Here is a 26,770-nt window from a genome sequence, read left to right on the forward strand (position 1 = left end):
GGTGGGAGGTATTCGCATGATTCGATCGTTCAAATCACCGGCAGCGTACGTACAGGGCCGCGACGCGCTCGACCAGCTCGGCGATCGGCTCGAGCCCGTCGCGGAGTCGGCGCTGGTGCTCGCCGACGCGGACGTCCTCGAGATCGTCGGCGACCGGGCCGAGGCGAGTCTTCGGGACGCCGACGTCGAGCCGACCCTCGAGGAGTTCAACGGCGAGGCCTCGGAGGCCGAGATCGATCGCCTCACTGGAATCGCACGCGAGACCGGTGCGGACGCGATCGTCGGCGCGGGCGGCGGGAAGGCCCTCGACACGGCCAAGGCCGTCCGGGAGAACGCGGGCGGGGCGATGGTCTCGCTGCCGACGATCGCCTCGACGGATGCCCCGACGTCGGCGCTGTCGGTGATCTACTCGGACGAGGGCGAGTTCGAGCGCTACTGGTTCTACGAGGCCCATCCCGACCTGGTGTTGGTCGACACCGCGATCGTCGCGGGAGCCCCCGCGCGGTTTTTCAGATCGGGGATCGCCGACGCGATGGCGACCTGGTTCGAGGCCGACGCGGTTCGCCGCGCCGACGGGGAGAACTTCTTCGGCGAGGGGCCGACTCGCGCCGCCCACTCGCTCTCGAGACTCTGTTACGACCTCCTGCGGGAGCACGGCCGCTCGGCGGTCCGAGCCGTCGAGCAGGGGACCGTCACCGAGAGCGTCGAGGCGGTGACCGAGGCGAACACGCTCCTGAGCGGACTGGGGTTCGAAAACGGCGGGATCGCCGCCGCCCACTCGATCCACAACGGGCTCACGCAGCTCGAGGCCGCCCACGGCGCGACCCACGGCGAGAAGGTCAACGTCGGAACGATCGCCCAGCTCGTCCTCGAGGGACGGGACGACGCGTTCGTCGACGACGTGATCGAGTTTTCGATCGCGCTCGGACTGCCCGTCACGCTCGAGGAGGTCGGCGTCGACGATCCCTCCGAGGACGACCTCGAGCGGGTCGCGCGGGCGACCGTCGACGAGGGCGAGACGATCCACAACGCCTTCGACGCGAGCGTCGAGGAGGTCCGCGACGCGCTGGTGGCGGCCGACGACCTGGGCGCGCGGCGTCGCGCGGACGACTGAGTCGCCCGCGGAGAACGAACCGCTTTTACTCGGATTGGTCGAACCCACGCCATGGAGCGTCTGCTCGCCTCGCTCGACGACGCACCGATCATCGACAAGGACGGCTACGAGTACCTCGTCCACCCGATCAGCAACGGCGTCCCCCAGCTCGAGCCCGCGCTGTTGCGGGAGGTGGTCGTCGAGGTGATGCGAACCGCCGACCTCGAGGTCGACACGATCGTCGCCCCCGAGGCGATGGGGATCCACCTCGCGACCGCGGTCTCCTTACAGACCGACATCCCGCTCGTGGTGATCCGCAAGCGCCCCTACGGGCTCGAGGGGGAGGTGTCGCTCCACCAGGAGACGGGCTACTCCGAGTCGGAAATGTACATCAACGACGTCGAGGAGGGCGACCGCGTGGTGGTCCTCGACGACATGCTCTCGACGGGCGGGACCCTGGCCGCGATCTGTGAATCCCTCGACGAGATCGGCGCCGAGATCGTCGACGTCGTCGTCGTGATGCGCAAGGTCGGAGACTCCGCGCTCGACGAGACGCCCTACGAGGCGACCAGCCTCCTCGACATCACCGTCGAGGACGGCGAGGTGATCGTCCACGACGTGCCGGAGTCGATCGACGCGGGCGCGATCTCCGATTCTGTCCACGATAGTGGATAGATAGCGGCTGTAATAGGCAAGAGATGATCGTCATTGCGAACGCTTTTGTACGGCGGTTCGCAACCTGGCGGCCACAGATGTCGACCGAACGGGACGGAGAGATGGACCTCGAGTACGGCCTCGACGACCGACCGCCGTGGCCGAAGTCGGTCCTGCTCGGGCTCCAGCACGTCGCGGTGATGATCGTCCCGGCGACCGCGGTGGCGTACATCGTCGCCGACGGCGTCGGACTCGCACCGGGGGATACGGCCTACATCGTCCAGATGATCCTGCTCTTTTCGGGGCTGGCGACGGTGATCCAGGCGTACACGATCGGTCCCGTCGGCGCGAAGCTCCCGCTCGTGATGGGGACCAGCTTCACGTTCGTCGGGGCGATCACCACGGTCGGCGCCGAGTTCGGGCTGGCCGCGGTCTTCGGCGCCGTCCTCGTCAGCGGGTTCGCCGTCGAGGGCGCCATCGGCTGGCAGTTCGACCGCGTCAAACCCTTCTTCCCGCCGCTCGTTACCGGCCTGGTCGTCGTCGTCATCGGCCTCTACCTGATCCCGACGGGCATGGAGTACGCCGCGGGCGGTGCTGGCGCCGCCGATTTCGGCGCCGCGCACAACGTCGGGCTGGCCGCGCTCGTGCTCGCGATCGCGGTCGTACTCAACCTCTTTACCCGCGGCGTCGCCCGCTTGCTCTCGATTCTCGCGGCGATCGTCGCCGGCTACGCCGTCGCCGTCCCCCTCGGGATGGTCGACTTCTCGCCGATCGCCGAGGCGTCCTGGATCGCCGTCCCCTCGCCGACCCGGTACGGCTTCGAGTTCGAGCCGATCGCGATCGTCACCTTCGCCTTCCTCTTTCTGGTCTCGGCGATGGAGACCGTCGGCGACATGTCCGGCATGACGGCCGTCGAGGGTCGCTCACCTGACGGGGAGGAGGTCCGCGGCGCCCTCCTCACCGACGGGGTCGTGAGCTCGCTGGGCTCGATCTTCGCGGTCTTTCCGGTCACGACGTTCTCCCAGAACGTCGGGATCGTCAGCTTCACGGGCGTGATGAGCCGCCACGTCGTCGCCGTCAGCGGGGGTATCCTCGCCCTGCTGGGACTGAGCCCGAAGATCGGCGCCGTCGTCACGACGATTCCGAGCGCCGTCTTCGGCGGCGCGGTGCTGCTGATGGTCGGGATGGTCGCCGCCAGCGGGGTTCGGCTGATCGTCCTGCACACCGAGCTCGATCGCCGGAACATGGTGATCGTCGCCGTCTCGCTCGGACTCGGGCTCGGCATCGCGACGACGCCGGAGGCGATCCGGGGCCTTCCCCCGGCCGCGCGGACGTTCTTCGGCGAACCCGTCATCCTGACGGCGCTCTCCGCGCTCGCGCTCAACACCGCCGTCCCCGGCGAGCAGAGTCCGCTGTTCGACGAGGCGGCGCTCGAGTCCGTCACCCGACCCGGTCCGAGCGACGACTGAGTCCTCGGGAGTCCGCGAAGCGGAGCGAACTACTTCGTCCTCGGCGTCGAACGATACCGCGTACCATGAGCGAACGCACGGAGGGGTCGTCCCCGGACATCGGCGCGGAGATCGAAGGCGACGTGACCGATATGACGTCGATCCTCGGCGACACCTACCGGGGCGAGCTCGACCGGGAGACGACCTGGCGCGGACGGCTCGACCAGACGACCTCCTGGGCGGTAACGGTGATGGCGGCCATCCTCACGTGGGCGTTCTCGAGTCCGGACAACCCACACTACATCGTCCTCGTCGGCGTGCTGGCCGTCGGACTGTTCCTGTTGATCGAGTCCCGACGGTACCGCGACTACGACGTCTACCGATCGCGCGTGCGGTTGATCCAGGAGAACCTGCTCGCGGAAGCGATCGATCCGTCGGGATCGGTCGAGCGACGGAACTGGCGGACCGAGCTGGGCGAGGACTACCGAACGCCGACGATGAAGATCACGCTCGGCGAGGCGGTGGCGAACCGCCTTCGGCGCATCTACTTCGCGCTGCTGGTCGTCCTGTTGCTCGCCTGGCTCTTCCGGATTACCGCGTTCGCCGCGAGCGAATCGCCCCTCGAGGCCGCGAGCGTCGGCGCCCTGTCCGGCGCCGTCGTCCTCGCGGTCGTCGGCGCGTTCTACGCCGCAGTCGTCGCGATCACGCTGTGGCCCCGCGAGCGCAAGGCGAAAGGCGAGTTCCGGGAGGACGAGAAGGCCGGCGAGTGGAAGGACGACGGAGTCGACTGAGGCGATCGGTTCCGCGGGCCCCGCTGGCGACGGCTATAGTAGCCACTGAAAGTCAGTGCGCACCCGATCGCACGACTACTGTGCGATCGGTGTGCAAACAGTTTCAGTTGGTACTATCGGACTCGGAGTCGAACGCGTCGGCCTCGAGCGGGTCGGCCGCCTGCCAGTAGTCCTCGTAGGTGTCCCGTGCCCACGAGCGCACGGCCGGGTCGTCGGTGTCGATCGCCGCCCTGAGCACGCCGCTGTCGTCTCGAAGCAGCAGGCACACGACGTCGTCGACGATCATGACCGCGATCGGAACGCCCTCGTCTCGGACCCTGAGCTCGGCCCGATCGGACGCGACGAGCGATCGCAATCGATCGCGAAGCGCCGACTCGCCGGCGAGGGCGTCGATCGCGCGCCGGGAGAAGACCCCTTCGAACCGCTGTTCGCCCGCGGCCGTCCGGTTCTCGACGACGGTCAGCGTCTGCTCGTTGAACGCGTGGGAGAACGTCCGAACGTCCTCGCCCTCGCGCAGCAACTCGAGCAGGCGCGACAGCGGTGCGTTCGGCCGCATCTGGGTGGGTTGGGTGATCGTCGCGTCGGCCAGCCGCCGCAGGTCGACGTCCATCGCCTGGGTTGGAAGGTAGTCGACGACCTCCCGGAGCCGCAGCTCCGCCTCGAGGATCTCCCGGAGATCGGTCACCCCCGCCGCGACGAGTCGGCCCGTCGCGGTCGCCGCGTAAGCGTCCCCGTCGCGTCCGATCCAGGACCGTTCCTCGAAGTCCCGGAGGATGCGCCCGAGCGTCGCCTGCGAGGCGCCCGTCGCCTCGGCCAGCTCGCCGCGGGTGCGCCGCCCCTCGGCGAGCAACGCCAGCGCATCGACCCGGTTCTCCGAGAGCGCGAGGAACTCGATCTCCTCGAGTGCCGATTCCATACTCCGTCTCGTCGGTCCCGTCGGAAATCGCTTTCGTACCGTGAAACAGTTTCGTGGTACGAAACTCGGTCGCCCCTGCCGCACCTTTCTTACTATGAAATTTTTTACGAACGAAATTATATCCCCACGACTCCTACAGAGTAGTACGACGATGCTTCCGGAATTTCAACTCTCTACGGACGAACCGACCGAGGTGTTCGATCGGTGACCGATCGACGAACGGTCGCGCTGTTCGCGCTCGCGAGCCTCTTCTTCGGCGGCACGTTCGTCGCCGCGAAGGCCGGCCTCGAGTACTTCCCGCCCCTGCTGTTCGTGGCGCTGCGGTTCGACGTCGCGGCCGTCGTCATGGTCGCGTACGCAACGGTGCGGTTCTCGCGGGCGGAGCTGACTCCGACGACCGCCGGCGACGTCATCGGCGTCCTCGCGACCGGGGGGCTGGTGATCGGGCTGGCGAACTCGCTGCTGTTCGTCGGCCAGCAGTACGCGACCAGCGCCGTCGGCGCGATCGTCTTCAGCCTCAACCCCATCCTGACGCCGGTGTTCGCCGCCGTCTTGCTCTCGAGCGAGCGCATCTCGAGGCGTGGCGCGACCGGGCTGGGACTGGGTCTGGTCGGCGTCGCGCTCGTCGTCGGTCCGGATCCCGAGTTGCTGGTCGGGGGCGACGCCCTCGGGTACGCGATCCTGTTCGCCGGCGCCTCGAGCGCCGCCCTCGGGGCCGTCCTCATCCGGCGGGTCGACGCGACCCTCTCGAGTCCGGTCCGGATCGCCTGGGGACTGCCCCTCGCCGCGGGGTTGTCCCACACGCTGTCGCTGGCTTCCGGCGAGTCGGCGTCCGCGATCACCTGGGCTCCCGGCGCGGTCGCCGCGCTCGGGTACGTCAGCGTCTTCGCCGGCGTGTTCGCCTACCTCGCGTACTTCGCCCTGCTCGACGAGACGGGCGCGATCGAGGCGAACCTGGTATTCTACGTCGTCCCCGTCGTCTCGACGCTTGGCGGGTGGGCGATCCTCGGCGAACGGATCGCCCCGCTCGCGATCGTCGGCTTCCTGACGATCTTCGCGGGCTTTGCGGTACTCGGCAGCGAATCGATCGCCGTCCGCCCGCGGCTACGCGCGTGGCTTCCCTTCGAACGATCGCGGTCGAACGCCGCGGAATCGGCCGATCGACCGTCGGTGCGAAGCGATTCCCGTCCCTCCCGGTCCGACTGAGCGGGCGTGCTTGAGAGCGCCGGCCCGATTCCTAATCGCCCGCCCCGCGTAGGGCGGGGTAGTTCCGATTCGGGGCCGACGCGCCGCGACGCTCCGGATCGACTGTCGTACCTATGTCACTCTCGAACTACGACCTCCACGAACGACTCGATCGACTCTCGAACGCCGCTACCGATCGCGACGTTCTGGTCTCCCTGGCGGTTCCCCCGGACGAATCGATCGGCGAGGCCCGCCAGCCCGTCGAGGCCGACTACGCCGAGGCGACCCAGCTCGACGAGCAGTCGCTCTCACAGCCGCTGGTCGACGCCCTCGAGGCGGTCAGGGATCGACTAACCGACTACGAGGCGGTGCCCGAAAACGGACTCGCCGTCTACGCCGGCGTCCCCGACGGCGACCTCGTGACCGCGACGTTCGACGACCTCCCCGTCGCGATCGAGGAGTCGATCTACGAGCACGGCAACGAGTTCGACCTCTCCCCGCTCGAGGCCGTCACCGAGCCCTCGGCGACCTACGGGCTGCTCGTCGTCGAGCGAGGCGGCGCGGCGCTTGGCCGACTCGACGACGAGGGCGTCGAGGAGATCGACGTCTTCGACAGCGACGTCCCTGACAAATCCAGCGCGGGCGGCCAGTCGGCAGAGCGCTTCGAGCGCGACCGCGAGCGTCAGAAACGCGAGTTCTTCGACGACGTCGCCGACCGAGCCGCCGTCACGTTCCTCGAGGACGACGGGATCGACGGCCTGCTACTCGGCGGCACCACGGTGACCGTCGAACGGTTTCGGGAGGAGGCCGACCTCGACCACGAGCTCGAGGACCTCATCGCCGGCGAGTTCGCCGTCGAGTACGCCACCGCACAGGGCCTCGAGCAGCTCGCCGAGAGGGGCCAGGAGGCGATCGAGGAGCGCGACCGCGAGGCGGTCCGGGACGCGCTCGACGAGTTCCTCGCCGAGGTCGGCTCCGACGAGGTCGCCTACGGAGAAAGCGACGTCGACGACGCCCTCGAGTACGAGGCCGTCGACACGCTGTTGCTCTCGACGACCCTCGAGGGGACGACCGTCCAGGAGCTTGGCGAACGCGCCGAAGAGCAGGGCGGCGAGACGCTGCTCGTCCCCGACGACTTTCCGAACGGCGACCGCTTTGCCGACGCCTTCGACGGGATCGGCGCGATCCTTCGGTTCCCGATCGAGTGATCGTCCCGACCGCGAAGAGAAATCCTCATAGGAGCCGGAACGAAATACCCGGACTAACGTCAATGAGTCTCGTCACTACCGGTGGCATCGCAGCGAGTATCGTCCCGTTCGATCCCACGTACGGCGTCACGATCGTCGCGACCGCCATGCTGGCGTTGTTCATGCTCGCCATGGTGTTTTTCGCCGTCGCGCCCGTCGTCTCCTCGACGTGGAGCGACCGGCTCGGAACTGACGGCGTCGCCGCGGTGGCTCCCGCGGACGGCCGAGCGACCGCCTCCGATACCCGCGAGGACCGGACGGCCACGGCCGCTCCCCAGGACGACCGGGCGGCCGCGTCCCGGGACGACACCGCCGAGGCCGAGGAGCCGACCGCCCCGTCCGGAACGGCGGGCGCGGAGTCAGCCGACGGCGCCGCCTCCGACGACGCCCTCGCCGGAGGCGCCGGCAGCGTCACGGAGGGGACGTTCACCGACGACGAACTGGGGAAGCTCGTCGAGCGCGCCGACGGCAAGGTTATCGGCACCGTCGCCGAGGTCGGCGGCGATCGAGCCCGCGTCGAACCGCGCCCGGACGCGCTGGACCAGCTCCTGGTTCGACTCGGCCGCGCGGAGGTCGGCGACGCCTTCGTCCTCGAGGAGGGCGACGTCGACGAGATCAGCGCCAACCGGATCCACCTCGAGCGCGAGTTCGTCCGTCCCACGGGCGGGGCGGCGTCCGGGACCGACGGCGCCACGGCCGCGACCGAGTAAGAGCCGACGCCGAATCCGCTCGAGCCGTCCCACGAAAACCGACCGTCGTAGGTACCACGCACTTTTCTCGACCGCGATACCGTCGGCGCATATCGCCGTTCGCGGAGGACGACTCGCGTCGAAACCGCCGACGGTAGGCTCGTCGGCGACCACCATGGCCACCGGCGCCGACGAGACGCGGTCGCTCGAACCGGCGGCCGTCCGCGAGCGCACGGACGGCTCGTCCTCGAGGACGGTCGCTCGCTCGGGTTCGAGTCGTCGGCTGCCGACGATCCCGGTCGGGAGACGTCGACCGGGGACGCCGCCGAGACCCTCGAGGACGTCGACTCGCAGCGCCGCGGCGTCGACGCGGAGCCGTCCGCGGTCGCCGACAGCGATCCGGACGAGACCTCGGGCCGACGCCGAGATCACGAACGAGAACGAGCCGCGCCGAACGGACGCGGCGGTCGATCCGGACGACCCTGAGACGTCCTGACGGCGACCGACGCCGCGTCGCCGGGAGCGACGCGACGGCCGTTCGCGAGCGGTGCTCCCGTTCGATCGTTTCGTCGGTCACCGGACCGTATCCGGTTCTGTATAGCATGCCAGGATTTACGAATGGAAGAGGGATGCGGCTGCCGCGTCGACCTCGGCGCGCGGGTGGTCGTCGCTCCGGGTTCGGCGCGCCGGTCCGACGGCCGATCTCTGGGTCTCCGGGCGTATCGGTCGAGTCTTCGGGACGATCGGTCGCAGGGACGACGTTCGGGAGCCGCTGCCGGGCCGCGAACTAAGTCGCTTCTCGTCGTACCGTCGCCGATGCCGCTATTCGGTGACAGCCGCGAACGAGATGGTGTCGACGTCGACGGACCCGCGGACGCACAGGCGATCGTGTTCGTCCACGGCGCGATGTTCACCCGGACGATGTGGCTTCCCCAGCGGCGGGCGCTGGCCGACGAGTTTCGGGTCGCCGCGTTCGACCTCCCGGGTCACGGGGTCTACGCCGACGAGAGCTTCCGGATGGAGCCGGCGATCGACCGCCTCGCGGAGACGATCGAGACCACGACCGACGGCAGCGCGGTGCTGGTCGGGCTCTCGCTGGGGGGCTACGTGGCGACCGAGTACGCCTCCCGCCACCCGGAGGCGGTCGACGGACTCGTGCTCACGGGATCCAGCGCGAACCCCGTCCGCGGCATGGAGCTGGCGACGCGGGCCAACGGCGCGCTCACCCGCCTGCTCACCCGTCCCGACGTCGGGAAACGCGCCGTCGAACGGCTGGCGACGCGGTGGGTCCGCAACCGCGATCTGGAACCGGACGTCGAGCGGGCGATCATCGAGGCGGGCTTTTACCCGAAGCAGTTCGGCGACGCGGGACCGGACGTCGCGGGCGTGGACTTCCGGGAGAAGCTCTCGACGTACCCGGGACCGACGCTGATCATCAACGGCGAGAACGACAAGATCATGCGCCGGGGCGAGCGCGCCCACGCGGCCGCCGCCCAGGACGCACGCATCGAGGTGCTCGAGGGCGTCGGCCACATCTGCAACCTCCACCGACCGGAGACGTACACTGCGCGGATCCGGAACTTCGTGCGCCAGCGCGTCGCGCCTCGACGGTGACGGCGCTTCGACCTCACTCGCCCGCGTCGATCCCGTGGCTCTCGAGCGCCAGCGTCTCGGGCTCGAGTTCGTAGTAGCGCTCCCAGACCGGTGCGAGGCTCACGACGCGGGTCCCCTCGAGCTCGGCCTCGCGGTGGCGGTGGTGGTGGCCGACCAGACAGAGTTCCGGCGAGAGCGCCTCGAGCAGCTCGTCGACGCGCTCGCAGCCGGGGTCGTAGCCGTACGACAGCAGTCCCGTCGGCGCCTCGTGGACGAGCAGGACGTCGACGTCCGAGAGCTCGGCCGCCCGCTCGACGTCCTCGTGAGTGAAGTGTCGGCGCCGTTGCCCGGAGAGCTCGGACCGTGGCAGGTCGTACTTCGTCGGCGCGTAGTTGCCCGACAGCCCCGCCACACGGACACCCTCGACGGTCGCCGCCGAACTCGCCAGGAGGTGGACGTTCCGGGTTCCCGCCGTCTTCCCCTCCCGCAGGGCCTCGATCGTCTCGAAGTCCTCGTTGTTGCCCGCGATAAACCACGTCGGCGCCGGCAGCTCGTAGCGCTCGAGGTCGCCGACCTGGAGGACGGCGTCGGGCTCGAGCCGTCGGTAGTGCTCGAGAAGCGTCTCCCGTCGATCCGGATCCGAAGCGTGGGCGTCACCGAGGACGAGCATACCCGAAGCCAGGGGTCGGAGCCGGAAATACCGTCGGCCGCGAGTGGATCCGTCGGGAGCGGTGACCGTCACGGATCGCCTGACGAACGGTTATACGCCCCGTCGTGGATCCTCTCGGTATGGTCGACAGCCGAACCTACGAGTTCGAGGGCGCCAGCCCGTCGATCGACGCCGAGGCCCGCGTGAGCGGGGACGCCGTCCTCGTCGGCGACGTCGCGGTCGCGGCCGAGGCGAGCGTCTGGCCCGGAGTCGTCCTGCGGGGCGACGTCGGTCCCGTTCGAGTCGGACGGGGGACCCACGTCGGCGACAACGCCACGCTGCACGCGGCGACCCTCGAGGACCGGGTGATGGTCGGACACGGCGCCGTCCTCAACGAGGCGGTCGTCGAGACGGGCGCGCTGGTCGGGTTCAACGCCACGCTCAACACCGGCGCGACGGTCGGGGCCGGCAGCATCGTCGCCGCCGGGACCGTCGTGCCCGACGAGTACGCGATCCCGCCGGAGTCGTTCGTCCGCGGCGTCCCCGCCGAGGTCACGCCGCTGGCGGAGACCGGGATCGACCCCGAGGCGATCTTCGAGGAGTTCTCCTCGGGGGCGTACACGGATCTGGCGAACCGACACGGGGAGCTGTTCGAGTAGGTACCGACAGCGCGGTCAGCGGACGGCACCCGACTCGAGCAAACGGTCGATCGCCGCCTCGTCGTAGCCGACCTCGGCGAGGTACCGCCGCGTGTGTTCGCCCTGTTCGGGGACGGCCTCGCTCGTTTCCGTCGGCGTCTCGCGGTGACGGGCCGGAAACCCGATCCTCGGCGGTGCGTCCCCGTGACGCTCGACGAGATCGCGGGCCCGAAACTGCGGATGCTCGTCTAACTCCGCGGGCGCGTAGACTCCGGTGACGGCGCCGTCGACGTCCGCCAGCGCCGCCTCCCACTCGTCGCGCGTTCGCTGGCAGAACAGCTCCTCGAGCTCGGCCCGCAGGGCCGCTCGCACGTCGGGGTCGTCCGAGCCGTGCTCCGCGACCAGATCCTCTCGACCGACGGCCTCGCAGAACGCCCGCCAGAACTTCGGCTCGAGGGCGGCCAGGGTCACCCAGTTCCCGTCGGCGGTCTCGTAGCTGTCGTACCACGGCAGCCCGCCCGTCAGCGGCGTCTCGCCCGGTCTGGGCTCGGCGGGGTCCCCGGTGAGCGCCTGGTAGGCGACCGCCTGCGAGAAGGAGGCGACGACGTCGGCCAGCGCGACGTCGATATACTCGCCGTCCGCGTTGCCCAGCTCCCGCGCGAGGACGGCTTCGACGATCGCGAACGCCGCGAAGAGCCCGCCGGCCATGTCGCCGATCGGGTAGCCGGGGACCTGGGGCGTCGCGTCGGGGGACTCCCTGGTCATGTCGAGCAGACCCGCGATCGCGACGTAGTTGAGGTCGTGGCCCGCCCGATCGGCCCAGGGACCGTTCTGGCCGTACCCCGTGAGCGAGCAGTAGATCAGCTCCGCGTTGTGCTCGGACAGCGTCTCGTAGTCGACGCCCAGTCGCTCGACGACGCCCGGACGGAAGCTCTCGAGGACGACGTCGCTCTCGGCGACGAGCCGGTAGAACGCCGCTCGCCCGTCCTCGCTTTTGAGGTCGATCGCCACGCTTCGCTTGCCCCGATTGACCATCTCGAAGATCGCGCCGGTCCCGCGATCCGTGAGCGGCTCCATCGACCGGGCGTAGTCGCCCGCGCCGGCGTCTTCGACTTTCACTACCTCCGCTCCCGAATCCGCCAGCAGCTGGGTCGCGTACGGGCCGGGCAACAGCCTCGAGAGATCGAGGATTCGAACGCCGTCGAGTCGCATACCGGAGGCGTCTCGGTAGCGATACTTTACAGTACCTTCGAGCGCGGTCGTTGCCCCGGGCTCGCGCTACGCCCGCTCGACGATCGTCGCGATCCCCTGGCCGAACCCGATACACATCGTCGAGAGCCCGACGTCCTGCCCGGTCCGCTCGAGTTCGTGGACCAGCTTCGTCACCAGGGCCGCACCCGTCGCCCCCAGCGGGTGGCCGTGGGCGATCGCACCGCCGTTGACGTTGGTTCGCTCCCAGGGGGCGCCCGTCTCCTCGAGCCAGGCGGCGACGACCGCGGCGAAGGCCTCGTTGACCTCGAACAGGTCGACGTCTGCGAGTTCGTACTCGGACTGCTCGAGGATCCGTTCGGTCGCCGGGATCGGACCCGTGAGCATCGTTACGGGGTCGACGCCGACGACCTCCGTTTGTCGAATCCGGGCCATCGGCTCCCAGCCGCGGGCCGCGGCTTCCTCCTCGCTCGCGATCAGCAGCGCCGAGGCGCCGTCGACGATCCCCGAGGCGTTACCGGGGTGGTGGACGCCCTCGCCCTCCTCGCGGAAGGACAGCGGCAGCTCGGAAAGGGTCTCGCGGTCGGTCTCGGGGCGGGGGTGTTCGTCCCGGTCGACGACGACCGTCTCGCGGGTCGCTTCGCTCCCCGCTCGACCGTTCGAGTCGCGCTGCGACTCGCGTTCCTCTCCCTCGAGTTCGGTCTCGACGGGGACGACCTGGTCGTCGTACCGTCCCTCGTCCCAGGCCTCGCCCCAGCGCCGCTGGGAGTCGACCGCGAGCTCGTCGAGTTCCTCGCGCGCGAACCCGTAGTTCTCGGCGATGCGCTCGGCGCCCTCGCCCTGGTGGGTCAGCTCCTCGAAGTGCTCGAAGTACGTGTCGGTGACGGCGCTCTCCCCGTCGACGCCGTCGACGCCGTCCGAGCCCAGCGGAACGCGGGTCATGTGCTCGACGCCCCCGGCGACCAGCACGTCGTGCTGGCCCGCCATCACGTTCGTCGCTGCGAAGTTGACCGCCTGCTGGCCCGAGCCGCACATCCGGTTGAGCTGGACGCCCGGCACGCCGTCGCCCCAGCCCGCGACCATCGGCGCGATGCGACCGATATTGAGCCCCTGCTCGTCGACTGGGGTGACGCAGCCGTAGATCACGTCCTCGATCGTCTCCGGGTCGAACCCGTTGCGCTCCTCGAGGGCCTCGAGGGGCGCGGCCGCGAGGTCCTGGGGGTGGGTGTCTCGGAACGACCCGCCTCGCTTACCGAACGGCGTCCGTACCGCGTCGACGATGACTGCCGTTTGCATAGTGTATACGTTCCCGACTCCGCTGATAATCGTTCGGGCCCCGGAGACGGCGACCTCGGATCGTTCGATCGCTCGTCGGTCGGATCGTCGCCCCGAGCGTGGGAACCGTTTACGTCACGGAGCCCCTATCCGACGGTGATGACGGACGATCCCGAGATCACGGCCGACCGACCCGACAGCCCGATCCAGCTCGCCGGCACGGACCACATCACCCTTATCGGCAGCAACGAGGACGACACGATCGAGTTCTACCGCGACCTGCTGGGGATGCCGCTGGTGCTCAGACAGCCCAATCTCGACGATCCGGAGTCGACGCACCTCTTCTTCGATACGGGCGACGGGCGGATCCTCACCTTCTTCGTGAACGACGACCGACAGTCCAGCGAACAGCCGCTTCGCCACCAGGTCGGCTCGGTCCACCACCTCTCCTTCTCGGTCGAACCCGAGCGGTTCGTCGAGACCAGGGAGGCCCTCGAGGACGCGGGTCGGGGCTACAACGAGTTCGATCGGGGTATCTTCCACTCGCTGTACACCCGCGATCACAACGGACTGACGATCGAGCTCGCGACCGACAAGTTCGATATCCCGGACGACCGCCGCGGCGAGGTGCTGGCGACCGCCCAGCGCCTGCGCGTCGAGGACGGTGCCGACTTCGCCGAGGAGCGCCACCTCGAGGCGGCCCTCGAGGAGCTGGGGATCGACAGCGAGACGTACGAGCTGCCGGACGCCCCGACGGGCGCCGGGCGCTGAGTCAGTCGGGCAGCTCCTCGCGGACGCCCTCCATGAGCGAACGGACGTTCGCACCCTCGTCCTCGAAGGCGGTCGGATAGACCCCCAGCGTCGCGACCAGGTCGTCGCCGGCGTCGACCGTCTCGCTGACCAGGACGTCGACGTCGACGGTTCGCCCGCCGAAGGTCGCCTCCCCGGCGAACGTCGACACGGTCGCCGACTGCCCGAGGGCGGTCAGCTCCTCGTCGGCCTCGTGTTCGACGTCGCCGAGCCCGCCGTGGACGCTCGCGACGAGGTCGACGAGCCCGCTCGTCGACCGCTCGGCGAGCGGGTTGAACTCCCGGCCGAGCACCCCGACCTGCGGGCTCGAGAGCACGGCGAACTCCGCGCCCTTGTGCTCGCCGAGCAGTCCCATGTCGACCGTCTTCTCGTACTCGGTGAGCGCATTGATCAGGACGACCTCCTCGGAGACGATCCAGGCGCTGACCGTCTCCTCGAGGCGGAGCTCGTCGACGGCGGTTCGTTCGTAGCCGGCCTCCTCGCGGACCGCTGGATCGATCCCGGCGGGCGTGGCCTCGTGGCTGTCGAGCCCGACGGTCCCGAGACAGCCCGCGAGACTCGCGAGTCCGACCGTTCCCGCTCCGGCGAGTACCTGTCTCCGTTCCATTCAGTCACGAATTCGAACCAGTAGTACAAGGTCTTTTGGATGCGGGAGATCGGGGTCGATACGAGACGGGACCTAGGCGCAAGGGACTGTCATCCGTCCGTCGATTGGATTCGCTCGATGGCTTCGTCGAAGCGCTCGGGCGGCTGGGCTCCGACGAGCGTTCCGGCTCTCTCGGCCTCGGGATCGAAGACGGCGAACGTCGGCGTCCCCGAGATTCCGAACGAGCGAGCCTGCTCGGCGTCGTCCTCGATCGAGGACTCGAACTCGTCGCCTCGCTCCTCGAGGCAGGTCTCGAGGTCGTCCGCGTCGACGGAATCGACCGAGCGCGTGTACTCGAGGAGCGCGTCGGCGTCGGCCCACCCTGACTCCTTCTCGCCCTGTTCGTCGAAGATGGCTGCGTGCCAGTTCCAGTAGGCCGACGAGTCGTCGTCGCAGACCTGTGCCCACGCACACCGCGAGGCGACCGTGGCGGTCATCGAATCCGAGCCGAAGTACGGCAGCGGGATAAAGACGATTCGAACCCGCCCGGGTTCGACGTGGTTCCTGACGAGTTCGGGAAGCGTCTTCCGTTCGAACTCTTCGCAGAACGGGCACTGGAAGTCGGTCCAGTAGTAGATATCCAGCGCCGCGTCCGGCGACCCGACGATCGGTTTTCCGGTCAGGTCGATGCCGAACGACGTCGTCTCGTCGCTCGCGTGGAGAGTCAACGAACGGTCGTGGTCGTCGTCGCTTCCGTCGTCGCGCGCGAGATAATAGGCTCCGCCGCCGGCGGCGACGACGGTACCGGCCAGCAGGGCGCGACGGGACGGCTGATCGAGGCTCATTCGGTACGGCCGACGTTCGAACCGCCGGGCCGTAACGGATCCGCCGATTTGCTGAGCCTGCAAAACGGGGTCGGTGATTTGCCGACGGCGCCCCTCGGTTCGTCCGTGCACTCGAGCGAGATTCGATCGTCGGTCCCGGGGTGTGTCTCCACGGCCGCCCGAGCCGGAAACGGGGTGAACGAACGGTGAGCCCGCGCAGCCGTGTCGCCGGCTTCGCCCGAAATCTCACCGAATCGATGACCTACCCCTTCGAGAGCTGGCGGGGAACTGCCGAGCTGGTCCTCGTCGGGTTCGCCACGTACATTCTGCTCGTCGTCAGCACGATGCCGGAGTTTACAGTTCAGATGCTCGTCGACGGGTTCCACTGGTTCGACTACGTCCTCGTCTCGCTGACCGAGACGATCTACCGGACCGACGGCCTCTCGGGGATCGCGATCATCGTCCTCTACGCCCTGTTGACGGGTATCGCGGTCGTCAACGCCGCCGCGCAGCTCCGCTTGGTCGGACTCTCGAGCCTGACCGACCTCTCCGGCGTGCTTCCCGGTCTCCTCGCGTCGGGCTGTGCGAGCTGTGGCGCCGGGCTACTCGGCTTTCTGGGATTCGCTGGCGCGCTGACGCTGCTGCCCTACGACGGGACGTTGCTACAGCTCGGCGGGCTCGTCCTCCTGGTGTTCTTTCTGGGACGGGCGGGACACCCCGAGCGGTGTGCAATCGCGCCGGGAGCGGACGGATGACGGGATCGGTAAACCGAGACGTGTTCGGGTTCTGATTCGGAGTATCGGCTCGGGTTTTTATTGAACGGCGGGTCGGACGTCGAACCGATGAACCTAGAACGCCGAACGGTCGTGAAACTGACCGGGCTCGCGTCCGGAACCGGCGCGATCGCGGGAGTAGCGAGCGGAACGGAGTCGTCGACCGCGGAACGTTCGACCTCGTGGGAACGGGGTCGATCGGACGGGATTTCGGTCACCGTCCTCGGCTCCGGGGCGTCCTCGTTCGAGAACGGCCGCGCGAACGCCGGCCACGTCGTTCACGTCGACGGCGAGCCGACGTTCCTGCTCGACGCCGGCGGCGGCGTCGGGGCGCGACTCGGCGAGGCCGGCGTCGATCTCACCGCCCTCGACGGGGTCTTCCTCGGACACCTCCACATCGACCACACCGCGGCTCTCCCGGCGGTCGTCAAGGCCGCCTACCAGCGGGGTCGCGACCGCCCCCTCCCGGTCTACGGTCCGACCGGAACCGACGACGTCCCCGGCACCGCGGCCTTCCTCTCGCGGCTGTTCGATCCCGAAACGGGCGCGTACAACTACCTCGAGCCGTTCGTCGAGCGCTACACCGACGGCAAGCTGGAACTCGAACCGACCGAGATCGACGCGACGGTCGGCGAGGACGACGGGATCGCCTGCGTGCGCGACGAGGACGTCACCGTCGAGGCGATCCCCCAGACACACGGGGCGATTCCGGCGCTCGCCTACCGATTCACCTGTCGAGGACGGTCGATCACGTTCAGCGGCGACACGTCCCTGGTGACCGACAACCTCCGGCGGCTCGCGGACGGGACGGACGTGCTCGTCCACAACCGCGTCGTGGACGCCCACGTCGATCCCGACGAGCCAAAGACGGATCTGCACGCCTACGCGGCGGAGATCGGCGCGACCGCGAGCGCCGCCGACGTCAGGACGCTCGTGCTCTCCCACCTCAGTCAGACCGACGAGACGGAGATCGAGCGGGAGATGGAACTGATCGCACGGGAGTACGACGGGCCGATCGTCGCCGTTCGGGATCTCGTCGAAGTGGATCCGGACGGTCGGATCGGCGCCGTCGAACCGATCGAAAACGACGTCCTCGTGTGCGAGTGAACTCGACCGTGCTGGGACGGTAGCGTGTCGTTCGGAACGCGGCGAGGCGCGAACCGAGGCGGACGTCCTCGAGATGGAGCGCTCCCGTGCGTTCGCGGCGGGGATGCGCGGGCGATCCTTCCGCGTCGAACCCCCTACAGACGTCACCGCCTCTCGTTCGCCCACGACGAGCATCACATCCAGTCGTCCCTCGACGCTGCGGACGCGGGCGTCGCCGACCTCCGAGTCGCCGAGTCGATCGCGCCGCTCGAGGGGCCTCGAGCTTGCGCGACAGAACCGCTAGTCGCTACAGGTCGAACAGTTCCGACGCCGAACGACGAGTCCGATACCGCCGAGCGCGAGCGCGGTGACGAGCAGCTGGGCGCCGCCGGCGGCCAGCCCGTACGCGAGGGCGCCGCCTGAGACCGCGGTCGCTCCGGGGCCGAGACAGCAGAGACTCGCCAGTCCGGCCAGTCCGAGCTTCGCCCGTCGCGACGCCGTCTCCGAGTTCGTCGCCATCGGTCACGTCAACGGGAACGGTCCGTATATCGTTTGTGGCACTCGAGGGGCGACGCCCCGGCGTCTCGACCGGTCAGTCGCGGTCGTGATCGTGCTCGTGGTGGCCGTGGTGGTGATGCTGACCGTCGTCGTCCCCTCCGCCGCGGTGGGTGAACTGCCCGGCGAACGCCCGGTCGACGACCTCCGAGAGCGCGGGATGGACGTGGACCGACTCGCGGATGTCCCACACCGTCCCGGTGCCCGCTTTCATCGCGACGACGACCTCCTCGATCAGGTTCGACGCCTCCGGGCCGACGACGTGACAGCCGAGGATCGTCCCGTCGGGTTCGATCAGCACCTTGACGAACCCCTCGACCTTCATCGCCTTCCCGCGGGCGGTGTCCTCGTACCGGTACGTTCGCGTCGCGTACTCCCGCCCGGCGTCCCGGAGTTCGCCCTCCCGAGCGCCGACGCCGGCCACTTCCGGCGAGCCGAACACGGCGAACGGCATCGCCGTGTAGTCGACGGGCTCGAGTTCGTCGCCGAACAGGTTCCGGGCGACGGTCCGAGCCTCGTGGTTCGCGTTGTGTTTCAGCAGGTACTCGCCGACGACGTCGCCGAGCGCCCAGATTCCGTCCGCGGTCGTCCGCAGGTACTCGTCGGTCTCGACGAACTCCGCGTCGTCGGTCTCGACGCCCGTCGCCTCGAGGTTCAGCAGGTCCGTGTTCGGTCGCCGACCCGCGGCGACGAGCAGGGCGTCGCCGGTGACGGAGACGGGTTCGCGATCGGACGCGTCGTCCCGCGCCGGGGGGTACGGTCGGGCCTCGACGGTCACCTCGCCGTCGGCTTGCGACGCGGCGACGGCTTCGTACCCCGCGTAGACGTCGAACCGGTCGGCGTAGCGCTCGGTGAACGCGGCCGCGATCTCCCCGTCGGCGTCCGGCAGCAGGTGCCGACGACGGCCGACGATCGAGACGTCGCTCCCGAAGGTGCCGAAGAAGTGGGCGAGCTCGGCCGCGATGTAGCCCCCGCCGACGACGACCAGGCGCTCGGGCGGCGTCTCGAGCTGCAGCGCCTCCGTGCTGGTGAGGTAGTCGACGTCCTCGATGCCGTCGATCGGCGGGATCCAGGGCCGCGTTCCGGCCGCGATCAGGACCGTGTCGGCCCGCACGCGCCTGCCCGCGTCGGGGCCGTCGACGACCTCGACCGTGCGATCGTCGACGAACCGACCCTCCCCCTCGAGCAGCGCGTGCTGGTCGGAGGCGCCGAGCCCGTTGCGGATCGAGTCGGCGCTCTCCGAGACGTCCTCGGTGACCTCGCGGACGATACCGGCGAAGTCGACGTCGGTCACGTCGGCGCGGATGCCGAACTCGTCGGCGCGCTCGACGGTCTCCATCACCTCGGCGCGGTACAACAGCTGCTTCGAGGGGATGCAGCCGCGGTTGAGGCACGTGCCACCGAGCGGCCCCTTCTCGACGACCGCGACCGACTGGCCCCGGTTGGCGGCGGCGTTGGCCACGTCCAGTCCGGATCCCGAACCGATGACGAGGAACTCGACCTCCGTCGTTTCGGCGTCCATAGCGGACCGACGGGCTCGAGCCCTATCGTTCTTCCACCGCGTTCCCGGGGTCGACGTCTACCCCGCTCTCGCGACGATCGCCGGATTCGCCGCCGTCGGCTCCGAGTCCTCGGTCTCCTCGATGACGTAGCGCTGGCCGAACATCGGATCCAGCAGGGTGTCGACCGGCGCCCGGTCGTCGCGCAGGACGGGGACGTCGTCGGTCTCGGGGTCGTCCATCCGATTCCGGAGCTCGTCGCTCAGGTTGACCCCGAGGTCGCGCTCGTCGGTGCGCCGCTCGAGCTCCTCGCGAGTGAGCCGTTCGTCGTCTTTCGTCGCGACGAGCTGGACGTTCTGGACGGCGTCGGAGTCCGAGGTCCGGAAGCCGTAGACCTGCGGAAACACCTGCTCGGCGGTCGCGTGCTCGGCGCGGTAGAACTCCGAGCCCGAGCCCTCGGGCGCCGCGATGACGTTCGCGAGCAACACGCCGTCGTCGCTCAGCCGATCCGCGGCCAACTGCATGAACTCCTCGGTGGTCAGGTGAAACGGCACCTGATCCTTCTTGTAGGCGTCGAGGACGATCACGTCGTACTCCTCGTCGGCGTTTTGCAGGAACTGCCGACCGTCCTCGGCGTGGCTGGTCATGTGCTCGCCGTGCTCGAGCCCGAAGTACGCCTCGGCCGCTGCGGTGACCTCGGGGTCGATCTCGACGACGTCGACGTCGACGTCGTAGTGGCGCTGGAAGTCCTGCGGGCCGGTGTACCCGCCCCCGCCGATGAAGAGGACGTCCTCGACCTCGTCGGGATCGTCGGCCATCAGCATCGGCAGGTGGAAGTACTCCGTGTAGGCGAAGACGTGGCGATCGGGGTCCTCGAGGTCCGTCGCGCTGTGGCGGGCGCCGTCGAGGTACATCGTCCGGACGTCGCCGTCGTCGACCACCTCGAGCTGCTGGACGGCGGTCTCGGTCTCGTAGACGACGTCGCCGCGGTGGTCGAGCGCGGCGGGGGTCCCGCTGGCGGCGACGACGAGCAACGCGACGACGGCGACGCTGGCGACGGTCGGCCTGCGGGGTGGCGACGGCAGCGTGAGCGCGACCGCCGTCGCGACCAGTATCAGTCCGAACGCCACCCCGATCTGGGCGATGCTCAGAGCGGGGATGAGCACGAACGTCGTCGCGCCCGAACCGAGGATGCTCCCGATCGTCCCGAGCGCGTAGACGTGTCCGGAGGCCTCGCCGACCCCGCGCTTCCGGGAGAGCTCGGCCGCGTAGGGGCTGATGAACCCCAGCAGGTACGTCGGCGGCCCGAAGAGGATGACGACGGCCGGCAGCGAGGCGTACCTGGGCGGGAGCGCGAGCGTCGACGTGTACGACAACAGCAACTCGTCGGCGTAGACCACCACTGCGACGTACACCGCAGTCGCGAGCATGAGCCAGACCATCTCCCGGACGGTCGCCCGCGCCGCCCGCTTGCCGCCCTGCCAGTAGCCGAGGCTCAACGCGGCGAGCAGGACCGTCAGGATGCCGCCGACGGTGTAGATGTGGCTGCCGAACTGCGGCGCGACGATCCGCACTGCGAGGATCTCGAGCCCCATGCTGGTGATTCCCGAGACGAAGACGGCCAGTTCGGGCTTCGTCGGCCGGTAGGACGCGAGCGCGTTCCGCATTCGTTGTCACCACAGTGTAGCCGGGACCGTGAGTACCTGTCGGCTCGATCCCGTCCCGCCTCGAGCCGGCTACGGCCGCGTCATCACGAGCGCGAGCACGAACAGTCCGGCCGCGACCGCGAGAACGGTCGCGGGCCCGACCTCGACCAGGCCGACGACCGCCGCGCCCGCGACGATCGTCCAGCCGAACAGCAGCGACAGCACCGCGTTGAGAACGAGCAGCACGCGCGGGTCTCCGCCGGAGGACTCGAGGCCCTCGCGGAACCCGTCCCGGTCGGCGTCGGGGTCGGCCATACCGGAGTACGGGAACGTGGCTCACTTAGCCGTTTCCGTCGGCCGCCGGGGCCGACACTTATGCCGTTGCCGACGAACGACGGGGTATGCGGGAAGTCACGGTCTCTCGACGGATCGACGCGACGGCGGTCGAGCTCTCCTCGCGGTTCGATCCGCCGGCGATCGTCGAGGCCGAGGGGAGTTTCACCGTCGCGGACGTCCGCGAGGACGGCGACGCGACGGTCGTCGTCGCCAGCGGGCCCGGTATGTCGCTCCCGCTCCGGTTCGAGTACCGCGAGGATGCACTGTACTACACCCAGGAGGGCGAGCAGGGACCGTTCGAGTACATGGAGACGTGGCTCGAGTTCGACGAGCGCGAGGACGGCACCGAGGTCCGGTTCCGGTCGTCGGTCTCGCTCGCGGCCCCGCTGCCCTTCGGCGACCGGATCGCCGCCTGGAAGCGAAAGGGCGAGCTCGAGCGGGCGCTCGAGGCGATGGCCGACGCGTTCCAGACTCCTCGAGGCGAAGGCTGACGTGTGCTACGGTCCGCGAAGAACGACGGCCTCGTCGTCCTCGCCGGGGAAGGGATCCTCGAGCGCTTCCGCCCGCTCCCACTCGTCGTCGGTGACCAGACAGTCCCGAAGCCGCGAGCGCAGCGGTTCGTCCTCGAGGTCGGTCCCGATGAACACGAGTTCGGTCCGGCGGTCGCCGTGCTCGTCGTGCCACGCGAGGTCGGGGCGGTTCGACCGGTAGAGGTCGCGCTGTACGTCGGGGAGCGCGGCGATCCAGGGTCCCTCGCTCGTCGCCCGAACGGAGGGGCCGGCCTGGGAGATATCGACCTTCGCGTCCCGCCCGGGGAGCCACGCGACGCCCTTCGAGCGGACGACGTCGTCGGGCAGCTCCCGGAGGAACGCGGCGAATCGCTCGGGGTGGACCGGGCGCCGTTCCCGGACGGTGATCGAGTCGACGCCGTAGACCTCGTCGGGGTGGCGGTGGTCGTGGTCGCCGTGGCCGTCGTGACTACGGTCGCGGTCGTCGGTTTCGGACGTCTCGCTCTCGCCCTCGACGCCCTCGAGCGCGCGCTGCCACCCCGCGCCTTCCCCGAGCTGGCCGGGATCGAACAGGTCGATCCCGAGGAGTTCGTCGGGATCGATCGCGCTGAACTCCGTTCTGCGCACCTCGGCGTCGGGACGGAGCGCCCGAACCAGCGCCTCGGCCTCCTCGAGCTCGTCGGGCTCGCAGAGATCGACCTTGTTGAGGAGGACGAGGTTCGCGACCTCGAGCTGTTCGATCAACAGGTCCGAGAGCGGGCGGTCGGCCTCGTCGGGGTCGGTGCGCCGTTCGGGGACGTCCTCGCCCGCGAAGGCGTCGAGGAAGCGTCGGGTGTCGAGCACCGTCACCAGCGCGTCGAGGTCGTAACGGGCCGCGACCCGCGAGCTGGTCGTAAAGAGCCGGGCGACGGGTTCGGGCTCGGAGATTCCCGAGGACTCGACGAGCAGGTGGTCGAACTCCCGCTCGCGGGCCAGGCGGACGACCGCCGTCTCGAGGTCGTCCTGCAGCTCACAGCAGATGCAGCCGTTCGAGAGCTCGGCGACGCCGCCGGCGTCGAGATCCGACCCCTCGGCGACGAGCTCGGCGTCGACGTTGACCTGCCCCATGTCGTTGACCAGGACCGCGAGCTCGCGGTCGCCGGCGGTGCGAAGCAGGTGGTTGAGCAGCGTCGTCTTGCCGGCGCCGAGCCCGCCCGAGAGGACGGTGACGGGAATCGCGGACATATGGGTGTGTTGGAACTCGACGACTAAGGTGCGTCGGCTCGAGGACGGGAGCACGACACCTTTTAGGCTCGAGCGCCGAGGGTCATCGATAATGACACTCGCCGAGCGGATCGAGCGGTTTCGGGAAACTCTCGAGGAGTGGCTCCGGGGGCTCTACCACGGGATGATCAGCCACCCGGCCTACGAGAAGATCGAGGCCGAGGCCGAGGACCTCGAGGACGCGTTCATGCTGGCGTGTTTCCCCGACGCCTTCGGGATCCCGAGCCCGGTGTCGTACTACACGGCCGAGTTGCTGCCCTACCTCGAGGACGAGTACGAGGCCTGGCAGCGACGCCTGTGGGACCGGGGGTCGGTGGTCGAACGGAAGGGCCACCAGTACCACTTCTGATGACCGAGTTCGTCTTCTTCGGCGGGAAAGGCGGGGTCGGCAAGACGACCGTCTCGAGCGCGTACGCCCTGAACTGCGTCGAGGACGGGCTCGAGACGCTGGTCGTCTCGACGGACCCGGCCCACAGCACGGCCGACGTCTTCGACCAGGAGTTCGGCGACGAGCCCCGCCCGGTCGAGGGGTACGACGGGCTCTCGGCGCTCGAGATCGACCCCGAAGCGGAGGTCCAGGACCACCTCCAGGGGCTGAAACGCCAGCTGAACGCCCAGCTGTCGGCCGCGATGGTCAACGAGGTCGACGTGCAACTCGAGATGGCCCACCAGACCCCCGGCGCCTACGAGGCCGCGCTGTTCGATCGCTTTGTCGACGTGATGCGGTCGGCCGAACCCTACGACCGCGTGGTCTTCGACACCTCGCCGACGGGGTCGACGCTACGGCTGCTCGCGCTGCCGGAGCTACTCGAGGGCTGGATCGCGCGGCTGGTGGACAAACGCGAGCGCAGCATCGATCGCTACGAGAAGGCCGCGATCGGCAACCGCGAGCCCCGCCGCGTGATGGACGGCGATCCGATCCTCGCCCGCCTGCGCGAGCGCAAGGAACGCTTCGAGTTCGCGGGTGAAACGCTGCGCGAGAACGCCGCGTTCTACCTGGTGATGAACCCCGACGAGCTCTCGATCCGGGAGACCGAGCGCTCGCTCGAGACCCTCGCCGAGGCGGAGCTGCCGGTCCGCGGACTGGTGGTCAACCGACTGACGCCCGGGCCCGACCCCGACGAGGAGGGACGGGGTGCCCGCTATCTGCGCCAGCGGGTGGCGACCGAGCACGAGCGCCTCGAGCGCATCGAACGCGAACTCGACGCGCCCGTGTCGGCGACCATCGAGACCCGCGTCGAGGAGGTCCGGGGGAGCCTGCTCGAGGACGTCGCGAGCGCCCTCGAACTCGAGTCGGGGGCGGGCGGGCGCGCGCGGACCGACTAAAGGCGGTCCGCGGCTCGCCGGGGCCGGGTTGAGGGGGGTTCGGTGTCCACGTGTCGGATTCCACACCATCTACGGCAAAAATCCTCAATAACCGCGCCGAAATTTGTCTACGATCCGTGCTCTCTGAACGCAATGAATTATATTTATAGTCGCTCCGTACGACCACCCGCTCGAGAGAGGATATCATGGTAGGTGTAATCTGGATCGTGGCGCTGGTGCTGGCGACGTTTACCGTCGCGTACGTCGGGTACGGGCGGTACCTGTCGCAGTTCGTGGGGCTCGACGACAGTCGGGAGACGCCGGCGCACAAGTATCAAGACGGACAGGAGTACGTGCCGGCGAAGAAGCCGGTGCTGTTGGGGCATCACTACTCGAGTATTGCGGGCGGCGCGCCCGTCGTCGGACCGATCACCGCCGCGCTGGTCTGGGGGTGGGTTCCGGCGGTGCTGTGGGTCGCGATCGGCAACCCGCTGCTGGGTGCGGTTCACGACTTCGTCTCGCTGTCGAGCAGCCTGCGACACGAGGGGAAGTCGATCGGGTACATCATCGGCGAGTACGTCGGCGAGCGCGGGAAGAACATGCTGCTGTGGTTCGCGTTCTTGCTGACGATCCTCGTCGTCGCGGTGTTCGCGCTGGTCATCGGGGTCGTGTTGAACGCGTACCCGTCGGCGGCGACCGCGAGCCTGCTGTACGTCACGCTCGCGTTCGTCTTCGGAGTCTGGCTCTACCAACTCGGGCTCCCGTTCTCGGTCGGAACGGTCGTCTTCGTCGCGGGCGTGTTCGCCTCGGTCTGGGTCGGCATCCAGTACCCGCTCGCGATCGTCCCCGGCGACTATCCCGCCGGAACGATCGTGCTGTTCGACTCGGCGCTGTTCTTCCCGGAACTGCTCGAGAGCGCGAACATCGGCGCGTGGGTGCTGGTGATGCTCGTCTACGGCGCCGCAGCCAGTATCCTCCCCGTCTGGATGCTGTTGCAGCCGCGTGACTACCTCTCGTCGTTCCTCCTGTACACCGGAGTCGGCGGGAGTCTGCTCGCGGTTATCGTCGGCACGTTCGTCACCGGAATGGGTACCGACGCGGTCCACCCCGAAACCGGCGCGCAACTGAGCTTCGATATGACGACCGGGGCCTGGTACGGCTTCTTCGGAGCGAGCGGTCCCCTCGCGGGTGACCTCCCGCTCATGCCGCTGTTCCCGCTGTTGTTCCTGACCATCGCCTGCGGGACCATCAGCGGCTTCCACTCGCTGGTGTCCTCGGGAACGACGGCCAAGCAGCTGAACAAGGAAACCGACGCCAAGCTGATCGGCTACGGCGGCATGCTCGCGGAGGGGCTGCTGGCCGCGGTCGCGCTCTGTGCGGTGACGGTCGTCGCCATCCCGGCGGCCACGGGCGGTATCGGGCTCGCGCTGCCGAACTTCGCGACCGGCGGCGGGGCGATCCTCACCGCCCTCGGGATCCCCTTCGAGTACGCCGCGCCCTTCATGGCGCTCGTGCTCGCGAGCTTCCTGCTGACGAGCATGGACACGGCCGTCCGACTGGGTCGGTACATGCTCGAGGAGATCGTCGGCACGCCGGAGACGCAGGTCGAGTCGTACGCGGCGAACCGCTACGTTAACACGTCGGTCATCGCCGTCGTCGCGTTCTTCCTGCTGGCCAGCGGTCGGTGGGAGGACCTCTGGACGCTGTTCGGCGGTGCGAACCAGCTGCTGGCGTCGCTGGCGCTGCTTACGGGCACCATCTGGCTGGCGAACTGGGACCAGTCCAAACAGCTGATCTCGACCGGCGGACCGATGGCGCTGATGGGCTTTATCACGACGATCGGCCTCCTCTGGACCGGGCTCTACCAGATCCTCGGCGGTCGACTGCTCGGAATCACCGCTGACGCCGAGACCGGGCTGCTCGGTCAGGCCTCGGCGGTCGTCCAGCTGGTCATCATCGCCGTCCTGATCGGACTGGCGCTCTCGCTGTTCAAGATCGGCTACGACAACATGACGACGGCCCGGAGAACGGGCGACGGACTCACGACCGACGTCGGTTCCGACGACGACTGATCGCGGCCGGAACTCGCGGTTTCGACCGCGGCGACGACGCCTTTTCGCCACCAGTCCGAGACGGGCTCGAGACGCGTCCGAGTCGGGCATCTAGACGAAACCGACGGGTTCGCGTCTCG

Annotated in this window: 28 protein-coding genes; 17 read left to right on the forward strand and 11 right to left on the reverse strand. The window is 69.0% G+C overall.

Annotated elements, in window-relative coordinates; all coding sequences use genetic code 11:
• Window positions 1-16 precede the first annotated feature (16 nt).
• From C492_RS11425 to C492_RS11440, 4 genes are all read left to right on the forward strand, one after another.
• Complete coding sequence (locus tag C492_RS11425) at window positions 17-1,114, forward strand: glycerol dehydrogenase (RefSeq protein WP_008423678.1); 1,098 nt, start codon at window positions 17-19, stop codon at window positions 1,112-1,114.
• A 51-nt stretch (window positions 1,115-1,165) separates the two neighbouring features.
• Window positions 1,166-1,768 carry a hypoxanthine/guanine phosphoribosyltransferase gene (gene hpt, locus C492_RS11430; protein WP_008423680.1) on the forward strand — a complete coding sequence of 201 codons (603 nt, stop codon included), beginning with the start codon at window positions 1,166-1,168 and terminating at the stop codon, window positions 1,766-1,768.
• 77 nt (window positions 1,769-1,845) lie between these two features.
• Window positions 1,846-3,216 (forward strand): uracil-xanthine permease family protein, encoded by a 1,371-nt coding sequence (locus C492_RS11435; RefSeq protein ID WP_008423681.1) that lies wholly within the window; start codon window positions 1,846-1,848, stop codon window positions 3,214-3,216.
• A 65-nt stretch (window positions 3,217-3,281) separates the two neighbouring features.
• Complete coding sequence (locus tag C492_RS11440; RefSeq protein WP_008423683.1) at window positions 3,282-3,986, forward strand: DUF2270 domain-containing protein; 705 nt, start codon at window positions 3,282-3,284, stop codon at window positions 3,984-3,986.
• A gap of 103 nt (window positions 3,987-4,089) precedes the next feature.
• Here C492_RS11440 and C492_RS11445 read toward each other — a convergent pair whose 3' ends face one another.
• Window positions 4,090-4,902, reverse strand: a complete 813-nt coding sequence (locus C492_RS11445; RefSeq protein ID WP_008423684.1) for a helix-turn-helix transcriptional regulator — start codon at window positions 4,900-4,902, stop codon at window positions 4,090-4,092.
• A 204-nt stretch (window positions 4,903-5,106) separates the two neighbouring features.
• Here C492_RS11445 and C492_RS11450 point away from each other — a divergent pair, with 204 nt between their 5' ends.
• From C492_RS11450 to C492_RS11470, 5 genes are all read left to right on the forward strand, one after another.
• Window positions 5,107-6,108, forward strand: coding sequence for a DMT family transporter (locus tag C492_RS11450; protein ID WP_008423686.1), 1,002 nt, complete (start codon window positions 5,107-5,109; stop codon window positions 6,106-6,108).
• Between the two features lie 113 nt (window positions 6,109-6,221).
• Window positions 6,222-7,295, forward strand: coding sequence for a Vms1/Ankzf1 family peptidyl-tRNA hydrolase (locus C492_RS11455; protein WP_008423689.1), 1,074 nt, complete (start codon window positions 6,222-6,224; stop codon window positions 7,293-7,295).
• 62 nt (window positions 7,296-7,357) lie between these two features.
• Window positions 7,358-8,044 carry a hypothetical protein gene (locus tag C492_RS11460; protein WP_008423691.1) on the forward strand — a complete coding sequence of 229 codons (687 nt, stop codon included), beginning with the start codon at window positions 7,358-7,360 and terminating at the stop codon, window positions 8,042-8,044.
• 154 nt (window positions 8,045-8,198) lie between these two features.
• Entirely contained in the window at window positions 8,199-8,519 is a 321-nt protein-coding gene (locus tag C492_RS11465; RefSeq protein ID WP_008423693.1) for a hypothetical protein, read from the forward strand.
• A gap of 320 nt (window positions 8,520-8,839) precedes the next feature.
• Window positions 8,840-9,637: an alpha/beta fold hydrolase gene (locus C492_RS11470; RefSeq protein ID WP_008423695.1), complete on the forward strand. Its 798-nt coding sequence runs from the start codon at window positions 8,840-8,842 to the stop codon at window positions 9,635-9,637.
• 13 nt (window positions 9,638-9,650) lie between these two features.
• Here the strand turns inward: C492_RS11470 and C492_RS11475 are convergent, their stop codons facing one another.
• On the reverse strand, window positions 9,651-10,286 hold the full coding sequence (locus tag C492_RS11475; RefSeq protein WP_008423697.1) for a metallophosphoesterase family protein: 636 nt from the start codon (window positions 10,284-10,286) through the stop codon (window positions 9,651-9,653).
• Between the two features lie 119 nt (window positions 10,287-10,405).
• Here C492_RS11475 and C492_RS11480 point away from each other — a divergent pair, with 119 nt between their 5' ends.
• Window positions 10,406-10,924, forward strand: coding sequence for a gamma carbonic anhydrase family protein (locus tag C492_RS11480; RefSeq protein ID WP_008423698.1), 519 nt, complete (start codon window positions 10,406-10,408; stop codon window positions 10,922-10,924).
• Window positions 10,925-10,939: 15 nt separating this feature from the next.
• Here C492_RS11480 and C492_RS11485 read toward each other — a convergent pair whose 3' ends face one another.
• On the reverse strand, window positions 10,940-12,115 hold the full coding sequence (locus C492_RS11485) for a CaiB/BaiF CoA transferase family protein (RefSeq protein ID WP_008423700.1): 1,176 nt from the start codon (window positions 12,113-12,115) through the stop codon (window positions 10,940-10,942).
• Between the two features lie 66 nt (window positions 12,116-12,181).
• Entirely contained in the window at window positions 12,182-13,408 is a 1,227-nt protein-coding gene (locus C492_RS11490) for a thiolase family protein (protein WP_008423702.1), read from the reverse strand.
• A gap of 138 nt (window positions 13,409-13,546) precedes the next feature.
• On the opposite strand from C492_RS11490, the gene C492_RS11495 reads away from it, so the two are divergent.
• Window positions 13,547-14,158: a VOC family protein gene (locus C492_RS11495; protein ID WP_008423704.1), complete on the forward strand. Its 612-nt coding sequence runs from the start codon at window positions 13,547-13,549 to the stop codon at window positions 14,156-14,158.
• Between the two features lies 1 nt (window position 14,159).
• Here C492_RS11495 and C492_RS11500 read toward each other — a convergent pair whose 3' ends face one another.
• Entirely contained in the window at window positions 14,160-14,804 is a 645-nt protein-coding gene (locus C492_RS11500; RefSeq protein WP_008423706.1) for a DUF6517 family protein, read from the reverse strand.
• 89 nt (window positions 14,805-14,893) lie between these two features.
• A complete protein-coding gene (locus tag C492_RS11505; protein WP_008423708.1) occupies window positions 14,894-15,628 on the reverse strand; it encodes a DsbA family protein in 735 nt (244 codons plus the stop codon).
• A 236-nt stretch (window positions 15,629-15,864) separates the two neighbouring features.
• Between C492_RS11505 and C492_RS11510 the strand changes: the two genes are divergently transcribed.
• A complete protein-coding gene (locus tag C492_RS11510) occupies window positions 15,865-16,362 on the forward strand; it encodes a hypothetical protein (protein WP_049893023.1) in 498 nt (165 codons plus the stop codon).
• 87 nt (window positions 16,363-16,449) lie between these two features.
• Entirely contained in the window at window positions 16,450-17,487 is a 1,038-nt protein-coding gene (locus C492_RS11515) for an MBL fold metallo-hydrolase (RefSeq protein WP_152424906.1), read from the forward strand.
• Window positions 17,488-17,766: 279 nt separating this feature from the next.
• On the opposite strand, the gene C492_RS11520 is transcribed toward C492_RS11515, so the two are convergent.
• The 4 genes from C492_RS11520 to C492_RS11535 form a co-directional block, all read right to left on the reverse strand.
• Window positions 17,767-17,985 carry a hypothetical protein gene (locus tag C492_RS11520; protein WP_008423714.1) on the reverse strand — a complete coding sequence of 73 codons (219 nt, stop codon included), beginning with the start codon at window positions 17,983-17,985 and terminating at the stop codon, window positions 17,767-17,769.
• Between the two features lie 73 nt (window positions 17,986-18,058).
• Window positions 18,059-19,543, reverse strand: coding sequence for a dihydrolipoyl dehydrogenase (locus C492_RS11525; protein WP_008423716.1), 1,485 nt, complete (start codon window positions 19,541-19,543; stop codon window positions 18,059-18,061).
• 57 nt (window positions 19,544-19,600) lie between these two features.
• Window positions 19,601-21,187: a spermidine synthase gene (locus tag C492_RS11530; RefSeq protein ID WP_008423718.1), complete on the reverse strand. Its 1,587-nt coding sequence runs from the start codon at window positions 21,185-21,187 to the stop codon at window positions 19,601-19,603.
• Between the two features lie 69 nt (window positions 21,188-21,256).
• A complete protein-coding gene (locus C492_RS11535) occupies window positions 21,257-21,481 on the reverse strand; it encodes a hypothetical protein (RefSeq protein WP_008423719.1) in 225 nt (74 codons plus the stop codon).
• A gap of 86 nt (window positions 21,482-21,567) precedes the next feature.
• Between C492_RS11535 and C492_RS11540 the strand changes: the two genes are divergently transcribed.
• On the forward strand, window positions 21,568-21,993 hold the full coding sequence (locus tag C492_RS11540) for an SRPBCC family protein (protein WP_008423721.1): 426 nt from the start codon (window positions 21,568-21,570) through the stop codon (window positions 21,991-21,993).
• 6 nt (window positions 21,994-21,999) lie between these two features.
• Here C492_RS11540 and C492_RS11545 read toward each other — a convergent pair whose 3' ends face one another.
• On the reverse strand, window positions 22,000-23,235 hold the full coding sequence (locus C492_RS11545) for a CobW family GTP-binding protein (protein ID WP_008423723.1): 1,236 nt from the start codon (window positions 23,233-23,235) through the stop codon (window positions 22,000-22,002).
• Between the two features lie 91 nt (window positions 23,236-23,326).
• On the opposite strand from C492_RS11545, the gene C492_RS11550 reads away from it, so the two are divergent.
• The 3 genes from C492_RS11550 to C492_RS11560 all read left to right on the forward strand — a co-directional run bounded on the left by C492_RS11550 (window position 23,327) and on the right by C492_RS11560 (window position 26,651).
• A complete protein-coding gene (locus C492_RS11550) occupies window positions 23,327-23,623 on the forward strand; it encodes a hypothetical protein (RefSeq protein WP_008423725.1) in 297 nt (98 codons plus the stop codon).
• On the forward strand, window positions 23,623-24,600 hold the full coding sequence (locus C492_RS11555) for an ArsA family ATPase (RefSeq protein WP_008423726.1): 978 nt from the start codon (window positions 23,623-23,625) through the stop codon (window positions 24,598-24,600). The genes C492_RS11550 and C492_RS11555 overlap by 1 nt, the downstream gene beginning before the upstream one ends.
• A gap of 185 nt (window positions 24,601-24,785) precedes the next feature.
• A complete protein-coding gene (locus tag C492_RS11560; RefSeq protein WP_008423728.1) occupies window positions 24,786-26,651 on the forward strand; it encodes a carbon starvation CstA family protein in 1,866 nt (621 codons plus the stop codon).
• Window positions 26,652-26,770 lie beyond the last annotated feature (119 nt).

Source organism: Natronococcus jeotgali DSM 18795, assembly GCF_000337695.1.
In the GTDB taxonomy this organism is placed as follows: Archaea; Halobacteriota; Halobacteria; order Halobacteriales; family Natrialbaceae; genus Natronococcus; species Natronococcus jeotgali.

Bases quoted from the DNA above. Each gene is read 5' to 3' on its own strand.
- C492_RS11425 (WP_008423678.1), top strand. From the start codon at position 17: ATGATTCGATCGTTCAAATCACCGGCAGCGTACGTACAGGGCCGCGAC.
- hpt (WP_008423680.1), top strand. From the start codon at position 1,166: ATGGAGCGTCTGCTCGCCTCGCTCGACGACGCACCGATCATCGACAAG.
- C492_RS11435 (WP_008423681.1), top strand. From the start codon at position 1,846: ATGTCGACCGAACGGGACGGAGAGATGGACCTCGAGTACGGCCTCGAC.
- C492_RS11440 (WP_008423683.1), top strand. From the start codon at position 3,282: ATGAGCGAACGCACGGAGGGGTCGTCCCCGGACATCGGCGCGGAGATC.
- C492_RS11445 (WP_008423684.1), bottom strand. From the start codon at position 4,902: ATGGAATCGGCACTCGAGGAGATCGAGTTCCTCGCGCTCTCGGAGAAC.
- C492_RS11455 (WP_008423689.1), top strand. From the start codon at position 6,222: ATGTCACTCTCGAACTACGACCTCCACGAACGACTCGATCGACTCTCG.
- C492_RS11460 (WP_008423691.1), top strand. From the start codon at position 7,358: ATGAGTCTCGTCACTACCGGTGGCATCGCAGCGAGTATCGTCCCGTTC.
- C492_RS11465 (WP_008423693.1), top strand. From the start codon at position 8,199: ATGGCCACCGGCGCCGACGAGACGCGGTCGCTCGAACCGGCGGCCGTC.
- C492_RS11470 (WP_008423695.1), top strand. From the start codon at position 8,840: ATGCCGCTATTCGGTGACAGCCGCGAACGAGATGGTGTCGACGTCGAC.
- C492_RS11475 (WP_008423697.1), bottom strand. From the start codon at position 10,286: ATGCTCGTCCTCGGTGACGCCCACGCTTCGGATCCGGATCGACGGGAG.
- C492_RS11480 (WP_008423698.1), top strand. From the start codon at position 10,406: ATGGTCGACAGCCGAACCTACGAGTTCGAGGGCGCCAGCCCGTCGATC.
- C492_RS11485 (WP_008423700.1), bottom strand. From the start codon at position 12,115: ATGCGACTCGACGGCGTTCGAATCCTCGATCTCTCGAGGCTGTTGCCC.
- C492_RS11490 (WP_008423702.1), bottom strand. From the start codon at position 13,408: ATGCAAACGGCAGTCATCGTCGACGCGGTACGGACGCCGTTCGGTAAG.
- C492_RS11495 (WP_008423704.1), top strand. From the start codon at position 13,547: ATGACGGACGATCCCGAGATCACGGCCGACCGACCCGACAGCCCGATC.
- C492_RS11500 (WP_008423706.1), bottom strand. From the start codon at position 14,804: ATGGAACGGAGACAGGTACTCGCCGGAGCGGGAACGGTCGGACTCGCG.
- C492_RS11505 (WP_008423708.1), bottom strand. From the start codon at position 15,628: ATGAGCCTCGATCAGCCGTCCCGTCGCGCCCTGCTGGCCGGTACCGTC.
- C492_RS11510 (WP_049893023.1), top strand. From the start codon at position 15,865: ATGACCTACCCCTTCGAGAGCTGGCGGGGAACTGCCGAGCTGGTCCTC.
- C492_RS11515 (WP_152424906.1), top strand. From the start codon at position 16,450: ATGAACCTAGAACGCCGAACGGTCGTGAAACTGACCGGGCTCGCGTCC.
- C492_RS11520 (WP_008423714.1), bottom strand. From the start codon at position 17,985: ATGGCGACGAACTCGGAGACGGCGTCGCGACGGGCGAAGCTCGGACTG.
- C492_RS11525 (WP_008423716.1), bottom strand. From the start codon at position 19,543: ATGGACGCCGAAACGACGGAGGTCGAGTTCCTCGTCATCGGTTCGGGA.
- C492_RS11530 (WP_008423718.1), bottom strand. From the start codon at position 21,187: ATGCGGAACGCGCTCGCGTCCTACCGGCCGACGAAGCCCGAACTGGCC.
- C492_RS11535 (WP_008423719.1), bottom strand. From the start codon at position 21,481: ATGGCCGACCCCGACGCCGACCGGGACGGGTTCCGCGAGGGCCTCGAG.
- C492_RS11540 (WP_008423721.1), top strand. From the start codon at position 21,568: ATGCGGGAAGTCACGGTCTCTCGACGGATCGACGCGACGGCGGTCGAG.
- C492_RS11545 (WP_008423723.1), bottom strand. From the start codon at position 23,235: ATGTCCGCGATTCCCGTCACCGTCCTCTCGGGCGGGCTCGGCGCCGGC.
- C492_RS11550 (WP_008423725.1), top strand. From the start codon at position 23,327: ATGACACTCGCCGAGCGGATCGAGCGGTTTCGGGAAACTCTCGAGGAG.
- C492_RS11555 (WP_008423726.1), top strand. From the start codon at position 23,623: ATGACCGAGTTCGTCTTCTTCGGCGGGAAAGGCGGGGTCGGCAAGACG.
- C492_RS11560 (WP_008423728.1), top strand. From the start codon at position 24,786: ATGGTAGGTGTAATCTGGATCGTGGCGCTGGTGCTGGCGACGTTTACC.